11 protein-coding genes and 1 tRNA gene are annotated in these 14,325 nt (G+C 63.1%); 6 read left to right on the top strand and 6 right to left on the bottom strand.

What is annotated here, in order from left to right; genetic code table 11:
- Positions 1–86 precede the first annotated feature (86 nt).
- Together DNK59_RS07305 and DNK59_RS07310 are read left to right on the top strand one after the other, a co-directional pair.
- Positions 87–1,343: an OprD family porin gene (locus DNK59_RS07305; RefSeq protein WP_110722755.1), complete on the top strand. Its 1,257-nt coding sequence runs from the start codon at positions 87–89 to the stop codon at positions 1,341–1,343.
- Between the two features lie 231 nt (positions 1,344–1,574).
- Positions 1,575–2,288: a GntR family transcriptional regulator gene (locus DNK59_RS07310; protein WP_110722756.1), complete on the top strand. Its 714-nt coding sequence runs from the start codon at positions 1,575–1,577 to the stop codon at positions 2,286–2,288.
- Positions 2,289–2,294: 6 nt separating this feature from the next.
- On the opposite strand, the gene DNK59_RS07315 is transcribed toward DNK59_RS07310, so the two are convergent.
- From DNK59_RS07315 to DNK59_RS07325, 3 genes are all read right to left on the bottom strand, one after another.
- Complete coding sequence (locus tag DNK59_RS07315; protein ID WP_092317216.1) at positions 2,295–3,245, bottom strand: PDR/VanB family oxidoreductase; 951 nt, start codon at positions 3,243–3,245, stop codon at positions 2,295–2,297.
- 59 nt (positions 3,246–3,304) lie between these two features.
- Positions 3,305–4,363 carry an aromatic ring-hydroxylating dioxygenase subunit alpha gene (locus tag DNK59_RS07320; protein WP_110722757.1) on the bottom strand — a complete coding sequence of 353 codons (1,059 nt, stop codon included), beginning with the start codon at positions 4,361–4,363 and terminating at the stop codon, positions 3,305–3,307.
- Positions 4,364–4,646: 283 nt separating this feature from the next.
- Positions 4,647–5,795, bottom strand: coding sequence for a MalY/PatB family protein (locus tag DNK59_RS07325; RefSeq protein ID WP_110722758.1), 1,149 nt, complete (start codon positions 5,793–5,795; stop codon positions 4,647–4,649).
- Positions 5,796–6,108: 313 nt separating this feature from the next.
- Here DNK59_RS07325 and DNK59_RS07330 point away from each other — a divergent pair, with 313 nt between their 5' ends.
- The 3 genes from DNK59_RS07330 (at position 6,109) to DNK59_RS07340 (ending at position 9,942) form a co-directional block, all read left to right on the top strand.
- Entirely contained in the window at positions 6,109–7,395 is a 1,287-nt protein-coding gene (locus DNK59_RS07330; RefSeq protein WP_256596307.1) for a pyruvate carboxyltransferase, read from the top strand.
- Positions 7,388–8,335: an AEC family transporter gene (locus tag DNK59_RS07335; RefSeq protein WP_110722760.1), complete on the top strand. Its 948-nt coding sequence runs from the start codon at positions 7,388–7,390 to the stop codon at positions 8,333–8,335. The genes DNK59_RS07330 and DNK59_RS07335 overlap by 8 nt, the downstream gene beginning before the upstream one ends.
- Positions 8,336–8,901: 566 nt before the next feature.
- A complete protein-coding gene (locus DNK59_RS07340; RefSeq protein WP_110722761.1) occupies positions 8,902–9,942 on the top strand; it encodes an ABC transporter substrate-binding protein in 1,041 nt (346 codons plus the stop codon).
- A gap of 122 nt (positions 9,943–10,064) precedes the next feature.
- Here DNK59_RS07340 and DNK59_RS07345 read toward each other — a convergent pair whose 3' ends face one another.
- From DNK59_RS07345 to DNK59_RS07355, 3 genes are all read right to left on the bottom strand, one after another.
- Complete coding sequence (locus tag DNK59_RS07345) at positions 10,065–10,937, bottom strand: helix-turn-helix transcriptional regulator (protein ID WP_110722762.1); 873 nt, start codon at positions 10,935–10,937, stop codon at positions 10,065–10,067.
- A gap of 77 nt (positions 10,938–11,014) precedes the next feature.
- Positions 11,015–12,430 carry an aminotransferase gene (locus DNK59_RS07350; RefSeq protein ID WP_110722763.1) on the bottom strand — a complete coding sequence of 472 codons (1,416 nt, stop codon included), beginning with the start codon at positions 12,428–12,430 and terminating at the stop codon, positions 11,015–11,017.
- A gap of 58 nt (positions 12,431–12,488) precedes the next feature.
- Entirely contained in the window at positions 12,489–13,589 is a 1,101-nt protein-coding gene (locus DNK59_RS07355; RefSeq protein ID WP_110722764.1) for an extracellular solute-binding protein, read from the bottom strand.
- 396 nt (positions 13,590–13,985) lie between these two features.
- Here DNK59_RS07355 and DNK59_RS07360 point away from each other — a divergent pair.
- Positions 13,986–14,059: transfer RNA gene (locus DNK59_RS07360), tRNA-Cys, on the top strand.
- Positions 14,060–14,325 lie beyond the last annotated feature (266 nt).

The raw sequence follows: 14,325 nt of genomic DNA on the forward strand, positions 1-14,325 counted from the left end.
CGGGTTTTTGCGCAGCCGTGAATGGACGGGCCGTCTCCGGCCTGTCGGGGCACGGCTGCGTCCATGAAAAACGGAGAACAATAATAATGAACAGCCGTCATCCGATGCTCTGCCGCTCCCTGGTTGGGGCCTGTGTTTCCGTGGGCCTGTGTGCCCCTTCCTGGGCTGGCGACGATAGCGGTTTCTTCGAGGGCAGCAGGACCGACCTGCTGCTGCGCAACTATTACTTCAACCGGGATTTTCGCGACCACGACGGGCCCAAGGGGCAGGTCGAGGAGTGGGCCCAGGGCTTCATCCTCAAGTTCAGTTCCGGCTACACCCCGGGCACCGTGGGTGTTGGCCTGGATGCCATCGGCTTGTTCGGCCTCAAGCTCGACAGCAGCCGCCAGGTCAGCGGTTCGGAGTTGCTGCCGGTGCATGACGACGGTCGCGCGGCGGATAATTTCGGCCGGGCCGGGGTGGCGTTGAAGGCGCGGATTTCCGCCACCGAATTCAAGCTCGGCGAACTGCTGCCGGATGTGCCGCTGCTGCGTTATGACGATGGCCGCCTGCTGCCGCAGACCTTTCGCGGGGCCATGCTGGTGTCCCGCGAGATCGACGGCCTGGGCCTGCAGGCCGGGCAGTACCGGGCCGTGAGCCTGCGCAACTCGTCGGACATGCAGGACCTTGCGGCCTGGGCCGCGCCGGGGGTGAAGTCCGATGGCTTCAACTACGTGGGCGCCGACTACCGCTTCAACCAGCAACGCACTCTGCTCGGGCTCTGGCATGCGCAACTGCAGGACATCTACCGCCAGAGCTATTTCAACCTGCAGCACAAGCAGCCGCTGGGTGACTGGGTGCTGGGAGGCAACCTGGGCTACTTCATCGACCGCGACGATGGCAGCGCGCGCATCGGCCGGGTCGACAGCCACACCGCCTATGCTCTGTTTTCCGCCGCGCGGGCCGGGCACACGCTGTACCTGGGGTTGCAGAAGGTCAGCGGCGACAGCCCCTGGATGTCGGTCTACGGCAGCAGCGGCCGGACCCTGGGCAACGATATGTTCAACGGTAACTTCAGCAATGCCGGCGAGCGTTCCTGGCAGCTGCGCTACGACTATGATTTTGCCGCCGCCGGGGTTCCCGGGCTGCTGGCCATGGTGCGTTACGGGCGTGGCGACAACGCCACCACCAAGGCCGGCAAGGACGGCCATGAGTGGGAGCGCGATAGCGAGATCGGCTACACCCTGCAGAGCGGCAGACTGAAGAACCTCAGCCTGCGGCTAAACAACGCCACCACCCGGCGCAGCTTCAACCGCGACTTCGACCAGACCCGGCTGATCGTCAGCTACCCGCTGTCGCTGTGAACAGCCTGTAGTCGCTGGCGCAGGCGGCGAACGGCTTGGGCGGCATTCCGACGCGGCAGGCGCGGCGATTCCAAGGGCGCGGGAGGTTCGGCGGGAGATCGTCAGGCAAGGTCCTGCCGACCTTGGCGCAGCTTCGCGGGTTCGGCAGCGGCTGCAAGTGTTGTCGGGGGGCGTGTTGTGGTGGGCCTTGCGTTACTATGGCCGCCCACCTTTTTTCAGGAAGCTGCCCGGATGAGCAAACCCGGTCAAACGGTGCTGATCGCGCTGCGCAAGATGATCGCCTCGGGCGAGCTGGCGGCAGGCGAGCGCTTGATGGAAGTGCCGACCGCCGAACGCTTCGGGGTGTCGCGCATGCCGGTGCGCATGGCCTTTCGCACCCTGGAGCAGGAAGGCCTGTTGGTGCGTTTCGGCGGTCGCGGTTTTCAGGTGCGTTCGGTCAGCGCCCAGGACATTGCCGGGGCGGTGGAGGTGCGCGGGGTGTTGGAAGGCCTGGCGGCGCGCCAGACCGCCGAACGCGGGCTGTCGGCCGAGGGCCGGGCGATGCTCGAACGTTGCCTGGTCGAGGGCGATGCGCTGTTCGACAAGGGCTATGTCAACGAGGAAGACCTTGCGGTCTATCACGACCTCAACATGCGTTTTCACCAGGTGATCGTGGCAGGCAGCGGCAACCCGGCGATCGCCGATGCCCTGGCGCGCAACGACCATCTGCCGTTCGCCTCGGTCACCGCCCTGGCGGTGGACCGCCAGGACATGGCCCGGGAATACCGGCGCTTCAACTACGCCCACATGCAGCATCATTCGGTGTTCGACGCCCTGGTCAACGGCCAGGGCGCGCGGGCCGAAGCGCTGATGCGCGAGCATGCCAACGCCACCTTGCGCTACGCCGAGATCTTCGGCTCGGCAGTGGCCGATGAGCGCATGAAGCTGATCCTGCCCGCGCCGTGAGTGGCGCTAGAGGTCGAGCACCAGCAACGGGGTCTTGGCCCGGGAGCAGCAGGGCGTGAACTGATCGTTGCACGCCTGTTCTTCCTCGGTGAGGAACAGGTCGCGGTGCTCCGGCACCCCTTCCAGCACCCGGGTCAGGCAGGTGCCGCAGATCCCTTGTTCGCAGGAAATCGCGACCTCGATGCCCTGGTCCTGCAGCACCTGGATCACGCTGCGATCGGCCGGCACCTGGAATACCTGGCCGCTGCTGGCCAGTTTGACCGCGAAGCTGCCATCGCTGCCGTGGTCCACGGGCGCGGCGCTGAAGTACTCGCGGTGCAGGCATTGTTCCTTCCAGCCCAGGGCTCGGGCGCTGTCCAGCACGTGCTGCATGAAGCCGCCGGGGCCGCAGACATACAGGTGCAGATCATCCGCCGGCGCGGCCAGGGCGTGTGCAATATCCAGGGCCGTTTCGGGCTGTTGGTCGAAATGCAGGCTGACCCGCTCGGCGAAAGGCGATTGCTGCAGGCGCGGGACAAAGGCTGCGCGCTCGGCCGAACGGGCGCAGTAGTGCAACTGGAAATCCGCGCCGTTGTGGGCCAGCTGCTCGGCCATGCTGAGGATCGGGGTGATGCCGATGCCGCCGGCGAACAGCAGGCTGCGCCGCGCGCCGGGGGCCAGGGCGAACAGGTTGCGCGGCTCGCTGATGCGCAGGCGCGCGCCCACTTCCAGCTCTTGGTGCAGGCTGCTTGAGCCGCCTCGCGAGGCGGGATCCTTGAGCACGCCGATCAGGTAGCGGTGGCGTTCCTCGGGGTGATTGCACAGTGAATATTGGCGCACCAGGCCGTTGGCCAGGTGCACGTCGATATGGGCGCCGGCACTGAAGGCGGGCAGTGGGCTTGCGTCGGCCGCGGCCAGTTCGAAGCTGCAGATGTCCAGGGCTTCGCTGTGGCGCGCGACCACCAGTACGTCGATCATCATCGGTCCTCGCCAGCGGCCGCGTTCGGGCCGGCTGGCTGTCGGGTTCGGGGGAGGGGTTAACGGCTTGCGGCGATCAACGCTTTCCGGGGCTCGCGCTCCTGGGCGATCAGGCGTTCCAGCACGCGCCGCGACTGCACGCCGCCGGCGTCGATATTCAACTTGAGCAGGCTGCGCTGGGGTTGGGCGAGCAGGTTCTGCTGCTGGCGTTCGAGCATCTCCAGGTCTTCGCTGAAGATCTTGCCCTGGCCTTCGCGGATGCTGGCGGTGAGGGCCTGGTCCTGGGGGTTGAAGTTGCGCGCCATGCCCCAGAAGTACCAGATCGAGGTGTCGCTTTCGGGGGTGATGAAATCCACCACGATGCTCGATGCCTTGAAGGCCGCGGGGGCGTCGTAGCCACCGTGGCCGGCGTGGGCCACGCCGACTTCGATCAGCACATGGCTGGGCGGGGTGAAGCGGCAGATCTGCCAGCGGTCCACCGGCACGTCGTCGGCCAGCTGGTTGCCGCGCAGGGCCATGCGCCAGAACGGCGGCGGCATGACGTTGTGCATGTGCCGGGCGGTGACCACTTGATCGCCGTCCACCGTGGTCTGCGGTGGTGCCTCGTCGATTTCCTTCTGGCCGATGCTGGAGGCGTGGACGTAGGTTTCGTGGGTCAGGTCCATCAGGTTGTCGATCATCAGCCGGTAGTCGCACTGGATGTGGAACAGCCCGCCGCCGTAGGCCCACTCTTGGTTGTCGGCCCATTCCAGATGATGGATCAGCGCCGGGTCGGCCAGGGCCTGATCGCCGGGCCAGACCCAGATGAAACCGTAGCGCTCGACCGCGGCGAAGGTCTTGTTGCAGGGAAAGCCGCGTACCCGCTGGCCGGGCATTTCCACGGTCTTGCCGTCGCAACCCATCACCAGGCCGTGGTAGCCGCACACCAGGTTGCCGTTCTCGACATAACCCAGCGACAGCGGGGCGCCGCGATGGGGGCAGAAGTCCTCGACGGCGGCTACCCGGCCTTCGTGGGCGCGATAGAACACCATTCGTTCGCCGCAAATCTGCCGGCCCAGGGGCTTGCCCTGTAGTTCATCGGGGGTGCAGGCAACGTACCAGGCATTCTTGGGGTACATGACGTCTCTCCAGGCGTTTGTTGTTTTTATTTAATGGATCCATTAAATGGCTCGCGCTCTGGCGGTGTCAAACAAAAGCGCTGATTTAATGTTCGATAATCGGCCGTTTTGGAGGCTTAAGAGAGTTATGGATCCATTGGGGCGGTTTTATGGATCCATTGAGCGCGAGTCAGCGCACTATCCGCGTCAGGGCGGGGGCGTGGCTGCGAGGCCGGGCCAGGAGGGCGCAGCGCCAGGGTCGGGAACCTGGCGGCTGCGGTGGCGGGGTGGATGGGGGCGGCGATCAGCGCCGTTGCAGGCTGTCTTGCAGGCGCTGGATGCCTTCTTCGAGCAATGCCCGCGGGCAGCCGAAGTTCAGGCGCACGAACTGCCCGCAGTCGTCGCCGAACTCCAGCCCGGCGCTGAGGCCGACCTTGGCTTCCTTGAGGAAGAAGGCGTAGGGGTCGGCAAGGCCCAGGGCGCTGCAATCGAGCCAGGCTAGAAAAGTACCCTGGGGTGCGTGCATGCGGATGCCCGGCAGGCGGGTCTGCACCGCGTGCAGCAGGTAGTCGCGGTTGCCTTGCAGGTAGCCGAGCAGCGCCTGCAGCCAGGGGCCACCGTGGGTCAGGGCGGCCCGGGTCGCTTCCAGGCCCAGGGGGCTGACGCTGTCCACCATGCCGGCGCGGGCGCTGTTGAAGGCCAGGCGGGTGGCCGGGTCCTGGACGATGGCGAAGCAGGTCTTCATCCCGGCGATGTTGTAGGCCTTGCTGGCCGACATCAGGGTGATGGTGCGGCGGGCGATTTCCGGGCTCAGGGACGCGGTGGGAATGTGCCGGCGGCCGTCGAAGCACAGTTCGGCATGGATCTCGTCGGAAATGATCAGCGCCCCTTGCTCCAGGCAGGCGTTGGCCACCGCCTGCAGCTCTTCCCGGGGGAAGACCTTGCCCAGGGGGTTGTGCGGGTTGCTCAGGAGCATCGCGCCGGCGCCTTGCAGGGCCTGGCGCAGCGCATTCATCGGGGTGTCGTAGGTGCCCTCGGCGTTGAGCTGGAACGGCACTTCGATCTTGTCCAGCCCCCAGTTGCCAGGGGCCAGGCGCAGCGGGCGATAGTTGGGGGTTTGCACCACCACCGATTGCCCGGGTTTGACGAAGGCGTGCAGGGCCATGTTGAAGCCGGGCTCGACCCCGGGAAGGAATATCAGCTCGTCGGGCTGCACGCGCCAGGCGTACTTGTCCCAGAGGTCGGCGACCACCGCATCGCGCAACTCGTCGCTGGCCACGCTGTAGCCCAGCAGCGGGTGTTCCAGGCGCTGGCGCAAGGCCTGGAGGATGCCGTCGGCCACGGCGAAATCCATGTCGGCCACCCACATCGGCAGGACATCCTCGGGGTAGCGGCTCCATTTGGTGCTGCCGGTGCCATGGCGGGGGTGCAGGGTATCGAAATCGAAGCTCATGAACGGCTCTCGTCGCCGGGGAAAGGTAGCGCGGATTCTAGCGCTTCCTGAGGTATTCGACAGGGAATGCCGAGGCCGGCGTGCCTGTCGCTCACGGGGGCGCGCAACCGTTCGTGGGGAGCGAGGTGCGGCGCTAGCAAGTCCGGGCGGCTGTTTATTCAAACAGGGGTACTTGTCGGGCAAATGTTTCGGTTTTGAGCGGTTTTTGGCGAATCTTGCCTGTGGTGTTTTTTAAGGTATTTCTTAGGTCGTGTGTTTACTCGCTGTTATATGGTGTGGCGGTTGTCATGGGTCTTGTGTGCCAGGCAACACGGTGTGGCTGCGTAAAAAACCAATAAAAAGGAGCAGGACGATGAAACTCGAAAATGGAATTCGCTACCGTGATTTTTCCGTCCCCTATCTGGTGGATGAAACACTTCGCGAGGGTATTGAACGCACCGCTTTTCCCATTACGGTGGACGCCAAGTTATCCATCCTCAAGTCCATGGTCGAGGCCGGCCTGCGGGATTTCGTGGTGGGCTGCGGACCGGAGGAGCCGCTGGTCTGGGACCGGTTGCATCGGGCACGGCAAGCCGGCGAATTGCCGGCCGATACCCAGGCCACGTTCATCGTCCTGTTGAACTGCTGGGAAACCGCCTTGGCTTATTTCAAGGCCCGGGCTCATCGACGGGAATGGATTGCCGACACCGTCTTCAGCTTCGGCATGATCACCTACAAGCAGAATGATCGTGAGTTCGAGCGTGCAATCCAGGCGTTTCGCGACATCGGCGCCTTCAAGTTCAAGGCCAGTGTGCTCAACAACTTCCGCAACGGGGTGTGCGAGCAGCGTTACGCCGAGATCTGCCGGCAGATCGACTGGGCCGTCAACCTGGGTGTGGAGATCATCCGCATCAACGACTCCGTGGGCTCGCTACAGCCCCATGTGACCCGCTGGTTGTGCTCGAAGCTGGTGGCGGATTACCCGCGCCTGGTGTTCTGCCTGCACGCCCATAACGATAACGGGCTGGCCCTGGCCAATACCATGCAGGCGATCCAGTGCGGCTTTCAGATGGTCGAAGGGGCCTTGGCCGGATTTGGCAACCGCTCCGGAATTGCCCCGCTGGAACAAGTCGTGAAGTTGTGTCGGGACAACAATATAAAGTTGGGCGCGCACCCGCTGGAATTGGACAAGTTGATCGAAGCCGCTCGTTATTGTGAGGAAAAGTTCCTGCAGTTGCCTGGTATTTATCGTCCGGTCAGTGGCAAGTTTGAAACTCTGTCCAATTATGGCGTGTTGAATATTCCGGACTTTCTGGAAACTCAGGATGAAAAGGCTTACTTCGTCAATTATGTGGGCTTGCATCCGCAGACCCTCCGGCAGGCCCTGGCCGATTATTCATCGCTGACCACCCATGTTGCCGAGATTGCGGATGAGGAGCTGTGGCCTATCGTCGAAAGCCTGAAAGAGGAAATGCGCGCCTCGATGCCGGACATCGAAGTCCGTTATCAGCACGCGCTGGACGGGGTGATGGAGTTCTATCGTTCCTGTACCTACAGCCCGATGCATCTGGCCCGCTATGCCGAGCGCCAGCTCCGTCAGGAGCAATCGGCCCATGGATAAGGTCTTTACGGTGGTGATGCCGCTGTTTGCGATGATTTTCGCCGGCTACTGGATAGTGCGGCTGGAAGTGATCGGCACGGAAACAGTCAAGGGCCTGGTGGGGGTGGTGTTCTGGTTGTTCCTGCCGTGTTTCATCTTCATCAAGACCCTCGGCACCCGGGAGCATGGCGAGCTGGATTGGGCCTTGCTCGGTGCCTATTACCTGGCCTGTCTGGTGACCTTCATGATCGCCGCCGTGGGTGGGCGGCTGATCTGGGGCGGCAACGCGCGGGTGGCCGGCCTGCGCGGGCTGACGTCCATCTCCGGGGTGGTGGGGTACATGGGGTTGCCCTTGATGGTCATGGCGTTTGGCGATGAAGCGGCGCTGCCCACGCTGATGATCACCATGGCCGACAACCTGGTGATCCTGGCGGGGGGCGCGTTGATCATGGAGCTCACCGAACCGCGCGAGGCGCAGGACAAGCCGGATCTGGTCCGTGTGCTGCTGACCACCGGCAAGTCGATCATCAGCAACCCGCTGATTCTGGCGGTGGCGCTGGCGGCGCTGTGCATCGCCTTGCAGTGGCAGTTGCCCAGCCCGCTGCAGATCTTCGCCACGCAGATGACCAACGCCACCGGCCCCCTGGCGCTGGTGGCCCTGGGCGCGGCCTTTGCCGTGCATCGCAGGCAGAACCTGATCAAGGGCGACTCTCTGGCCCTGGCGCTGTTGAAGGTGGTGCTGTTGCCGGTGCTGGTGTTCGTCTCCGCCCGCTATGGTTTTGGCCTCAGTGATTTTCTGGTCAAGATCGCGGTGATCATGGCGGCGCTGCCAGTGGCGGTGAAAGTCTTTTTCCTGGCCTCGCGCTACAAGACCTACGAGACCGAGGTGTCCAGCAGCATGCTGCTCTCGGCAGTGATGGGCATCGGGGTGATCTCGGGGTTGCTGGTGGTGCTGGATTGAGCAGCGCCTTCCTTTGTCCATGAGTGGTCAAGACGCCCCGCCCGGGTGATGCCCTGGCGGGGTTTTTGTTGTTGCTCCGACGGACTTGCTTGTCCGTCCAGGCGCGCCATTCAGTGCGCGTACTCCCTTCGTCGATCTCGGGCCGAGTCTGCCGTCTAGGCAGCTTTTCCCTTGCCTGTGCCTCAGAAAAACCTCGTTTCGCAATGCGCCGGGTTAGGCAAACAATGAACCCCTGCATACGCCTGCCCGACTGCCCGGTGCGTTGTGGCGATGCACTGCCGATCGATTTGTTCTTCCTACAAAAACAACAGGGAGCAAGCGATGAACCGCCATTCGAGCAAGACCGCGTCCGGCGACCCCGGACCGGTCGCAAACACATCAAGCGAACGGGGCCACAGAGCCCGCAACGGTAGCCATCCGGCTGCGCAACCCAGGCTGCGCCAGTCCGTGTACCGCTGACCAAGACTCGTCGTGCCCGGTGCTGTACCGCCCGTGAATACGGTCGCTTCCAGGCTTCTGCTGTGCAGGTTCGTGCGGGCGAGCCGGCTTTCTTGAGGAAGGGTTTCATGTCCAACACCTTGCGTTTCGGCGTTGCATTGTCGTGGCTTGTGCTGTGCGCCGGGGCTTCGGCCCAGGTGCAGAACCTCACGGTCATTTCCTTTGGCGGAGCCACCAAACAGGCCCAGGAGAAGGCCTATTTCCAGCCATTCAACCAGAGCGGAGCAGGCCGAGTGGTGGCCGGTGAGTACAACGGTGAATTGTCGAAGATCAAGGCCATGGTCGATGTCGGCAAGACCAGCTGGGACGTGGTCGAAGTGGAAAGCCCGGAACTGTTGCGCGGTTGTGACGAGGGCCTGTTCGAGCCTTTGGACCTGTCGCGTTTCGGCGATCCGGCGCAGTTCGTCCCCGGCACCTTGAGCGAGTGCGGTGTGGCGACCTATGTCTGGTCGATGGTCATGGCTTTCGCTCCGCAGAAGCTGGCCAAGGCCCCGGGCTCCTGGGCGGATTTCTGGAACCTCAAGGATTTCCCCGGCAAGCGCGGCTTGCGCAAGAGCGCCAAGTACACCCTGGAGATCGCTCTACTGGCGGACGGAGTCGCCCCCGAGCAGCTCTACCAGGTGCTCGGTACTGCGCAGGGGGTGACCCGGGCCTTTGCCAAGCTGGATCAGATCAAGCCCTTTATCCAGTGGTGGGAAGCCGGGGCCCAGCCGCCCCAATGGCTGGTGGCCGGCGATGTGGTGATGAGCGCCGCCTATAACGGACGCATTGCCATGGCCCAGAAGGAGGGCATGCAGTTGAGCATTCTCTGGCCGCAGAGCCTGTACGACCCGGAGTACTGGGCGGTGGTCAAGGGGTCGCCGAACAAGGCCCTGGCCGAGGATTTCATCCTGTTTGCCAGCCAGCCCCAGGCGCAGAAGGTGTTCTCGCAGAACATTCCCTACGGACCGGTGCACCGCCAGGCCTTGCCGCTGTTGCCTGAAACGGTGCAGCAGCAATTGCCGACCTATGAGGCCAACCTGAAAGGCGCGCGCGCGGTGGATGCGGCCTTCTGGGTTGACCATGGCGAGGAGTTGGAACAGCGCTTCAACGCCTGGGCCGCGCGCTGACGGCATCCCCCCTGGCGGTAGGCGCGAGCTTGCCCGCGCTGCCATGAAAAACGCCGTGTTCACCCAGTGGACACGGCGTTCTCGTTGTGGGGCATCGCCCGCGCATTCGCTCCTGCGGCTTCTCAGCCCGTGGCGGGGGGCCGGGTCAGCCAGTCGATAAACAGCGAAAACAGCTCGGCCTGGGAGTTGATGGCCAGTTTGGTGTAGAGATTCTTGCGGTGCATGCGCACGGTTTCCGGAGAAATCTGCAGCACCTTGGCGGTGGATTTCACCGAATGGCCACGCAGGATCAGGTGGGCGATCTCCTGTTCGCGGACTGTCAGCAGCGGATTGCCGAAACTCATGAAGGCGGCTTCGATCTGCTGGTTGAGGTTGGTCGGTGCCTGGGTTGGCAGCCAATCGGCCGGGGCCTGGCGCAGCAGTTGCTGCAGGCCGCCGGCGGTGCCGAAACGGCGCAACAGTTCGCGTACCAGCGGTTCCACGGCCCTGAGCAAGGCCAGGGGCGCGCTGGCAAATCTTGCGCCACTCAGGCCTTGGAACATGCACAGGGAGATCTTGCTCTGGGGGTCGAGGTCGACGATGTAGTAGCTGTCCTCGGCGCCCCCGGTCTTGAGGTAGTAGGTCTTGTAGTACTGGCTGCTGAAGAAGTCGTCCGGGGCGATTTCCGAGAGGTGGTAGAAGCCTTCGGCCAGGCCGTTTTCCACGGCCAGGCAAAAGGGATCCAGCAGGTAGCCCCGGGAAAAGTAGCGGTTGATGATCTCATCGCGGTATTCGCCGACTATCCCTTGTTCGTGCAGCAACTGCGGCGGCAGGCCTTTGCGCTCCAGGCTGATCATTATGGATTCGATCGGGGTCAGGGCGTTCAGCGCTGCTGCCAGGCGGGGCAGGAATGCATCATCGTCCACGGCCTGGAACGCTTCGGCCAGGCCGGCATGCCAGGTCTGCAGGGCCTGGAGGGACAAAAGGGCAGTGGAGGTATCGGCAGGTGCGCTCATGCCCGGCAGTTTAACTGCCGGGCGCAGACCGGGTAAGAGTCCGCGACAGGGCGCCGCTGGCACCGGTTGCAGGCGCATCATCCCTGGTACTGAGCGTCGCGGCGCAGCTCGGCGGCGGCCTCCAGAATGCACTCGTGCAGGGTGTCGACGATCTGGTCGATCTGCTGGCGGTTGATGATCAGCGGCGGCGACATGACGTTGAGGTGGCCGATCGGGCGCACCAGCAAGCCCTTGGCCTGGGCCCGCAGGTGGATGCGCTCGGCAATGTTCAGGGCTTCCGGCAGCAGTGCCTTGCTCTGTTTGTCCGCGACGAATTCGACACAGGCCATCAGCCGCATGCAACGCACGTTGCCCACCAGGGGCAATTCGGCCAGGGCCTGCAGGCGCTGCTCCATATAGCGCCCGACATCCTCGACATGGGCCAGCAGGTTCTCCCGCTCGATGATCTCGATGTTCTTCAGCGCTGCGACGCAGCTCACCGGGTGCCCGCTGTAGGTGAAACCGTGGGTAAAGCAGCGCCCTTTGCCTGGCTCGCCGATCACCTGCCAGATGCGCTCGGAAAAGATGCAGGCCCCCAGGGGCAGGTAGCCCGACGTCAGGCCCTTGGCGGTGGTGATGATGTCCGGCTGCATGTCGAACACCTCCTGCGAGGCAAAGAAGGTGCCCAGGCGTCCGAATGAGGTCACCACCTCGTCGGCCACATACAGCAGGTCGTAGCGCTGACAGATCTCCCACATGCGCCGGTGATAGCCCTCGGGCGGAATGATCACCCCGCCGGAGCCCATGATGGGTTCGGCGAAAAACGCCGCCACCTTGTCCGGGCCGATGGTGAGGATCTTGTCTTCGAATTCCGCCACCAGGAATTCGAGGAAATCGGCTTCGCTCATGCCGGCCGGCGCCCGGTAGTAGTTGGGGCAAGAGATGTGGTGAAACAGGTCGCTCATGAAGTCGAATTCTGGCGCGCGGTCCGCGGCCTTGTTGCCGATAGACATGGTGAGGAAGGTCGAGCCGTGGTAGGCATTGTGCCGCGAGATCACGTGCTTCTTCTCATGCTTACCGCGACTGTTCTGATAGAACTGCACCAGGCGATAGGCGGTGTCCACTGCGGTGGAGCCGCCAGTGGTGAGGAACACGTGATTCAGGTCGCCGGGAGCCAGGCTGGCGAGTTTTTCGCATAGTTCGATGGCGCTGACGTTGGCCATGTCGCAGAACGGGTTGGAGTAGGCCAGCTGCCGCACCTGATCGGCGATGGCCTCGGCCATTTCCTCCCGCCCCAGGCCGATGTTGGTGCACCACATGCCGCCGACTGCATCCAGGTAACGGTTGCCGGCGGTGTCATAGATGTAGGCGCCGTCGCCGGCGGCGATGTTCAACGAACCCTGTTCGCGGTGTTCGTCGAACATGTGGAAACCGTGCATGTAATGCGCCTTGTCGGCGGCCACCAGCTTGGGTTCGTCGAACTGCTGGAAGAAGGTTGCGGATTGGATAGCCATGGGCTTTACCTCGGGTCAAAGCATTGCGTGGACAGCGTGTGGAATCCGAGCGGCTGGATCACTTGCCGATCTTCACCATGTTCCAGGTGCGGGTGATCAGGCGGGTACTGGCGGGTGACTGGATCGTCTGGGTGAACAGTCGCTCGCGGGTTTGGGCATCGGGGTAGATCGCCGGGTTGTCGCGCACTTCGGTTCTGAGCAGCGGTGTGGCCTTGAGATTGGCATTGGCATAGCGGATGTAGTCGCTGACCTCGGCCATGACCTGGGGCTGCAGCAGGTACTCGATAAAAGCGTGGGCATTGGCCGCATTCGGGGCGTCGGCAGGAATGTAGAAGTTGTCGAACCAGATCAGCGAACCTTCCCGGGGAATGAAGTAGTCGAGCTTGACCGGTGCCCCGGCCTCGTTGGCGCGGGCCTGGGCCGTGGCGTAGTCGCCGGACCAGGTGGCGCTCAGGCACAGCTCGCCATTGGCCAGGCCGTTGAGATAGCTGGTGGAGTCGAACTTGCGAATGTAGGGGCGCACGGCCATCAAGGCCTCCTGCGCGGCCTTGAGATCGGCGGGCTCGGCGCTGTTGGGATTGCGCCCCAGCCAGGCCAGGACCAGCGGCAGGATATCGGTGGGCGAGTCCTGCAGCGTCACCCCGCAATCGGCGAAGCGCGACACCACCTTGGGATCGAACAGCATCGCCAGGGAACCGATGGGCGCATCCGGCATCCGCTCGCGGATCTTGTCGACGTTGTAGGTCACGCCATTGCTGCCCCAGGTGTAGGGCGCCGAATACTCCACGCCCGCGTCGTAGTTCTCCAGGCTCTTGAGCACCTGGGGGTCGAGATTCTGCCAGCTGGGCAGCCACTGCTTGTTCAACGGCTGGAACACCCGGGCCTTGATCAAGGGCGGCACCAGCGCGGCATTGAGCACCACCAGGTCATAGCCGGAGCGCCCCGGAAGCAGCTTGCCTTGCACGGTTTCGTAGGAGTCGAAGGTGTCGTAGATCACCTTGATCCCGCTGGCCTTCTCGAAGCCGGCGAGGGTGTGCTCACCGATGTAGTCCGACCAGTTGTACAGACGCAAGGTCTTGCCCGCGGACTCCTGGGCCTGCCCCCCGACTGCCGCCACCGCCAGAACCACGCCAAATACCGCAGTGAATGCTATGCGCATGCTGGAATTCCGCCTTGAACCTGATGGAAGGAGCCCGGGTCGAGCCGTTGGCGCTACTGTCCGCGAGCGACCGGACACGCGCCATAACCCGATCGGGTAGGTGGCAGGGCGAAGAGAGAGTAGAGAGCAATCCGCCGTCATGTGTGCCATCATCCAGCGCCGTTGCCCACTCCGACACGGATTTGCAACTGCCCGGACACCTGCAGAAACAGCCCGGCAGAAAAAATATCGAATAGGAGTTGCCAGGAATGGAAAACATGTCCATAATTGCGACCATTCCTCAGCGAGGAAACGGAAAAACTCTTTAAAAATCAAAGAGTTGCGAGATGAGGTTGATCTCGAAAGCCGTTCCAGTTTGTACGTGTTCAGTGTTGCTTTACGGTACTGGACACTTGGGGCCGAGTAGCAAAATGGTTATGCAGCGGATTGCAAATCCGCCTACGCCGGTTCGATTCCGACCTCGGCCTCCACCCTTGAAAACCCCGTAGATTAACGTCTACGGGGTTTTTTATTGCCTGCGATTTGGGCAATCACTTCCGCAAATTTTTGGATCGCTTCCGCAATCAGCCTGCTTTTAGTGCCGAGTTGCAGGGGGCTTTCGCTCCACGTTTCTGGCTGCAACAACAGCAGGCGACGACAAATGAATGATCAACCAGCACTTGCCAAATCAATTCAGTGTCGAATTTGTCTTGTTCGAGCAGCATGCATACCTGACTGTGAACATCGTCAACGTTTG

This window comes from Pseudomonas sp. TKO26 (assembly GCF_003225665.1).
GTDB lineage: Bacteria > Pseudomonadota > Gammaproteobacteria > Pseudomonadales > Pseudomonadaceae > Aquipseudomonas > Aquipseudomonas saponiphila.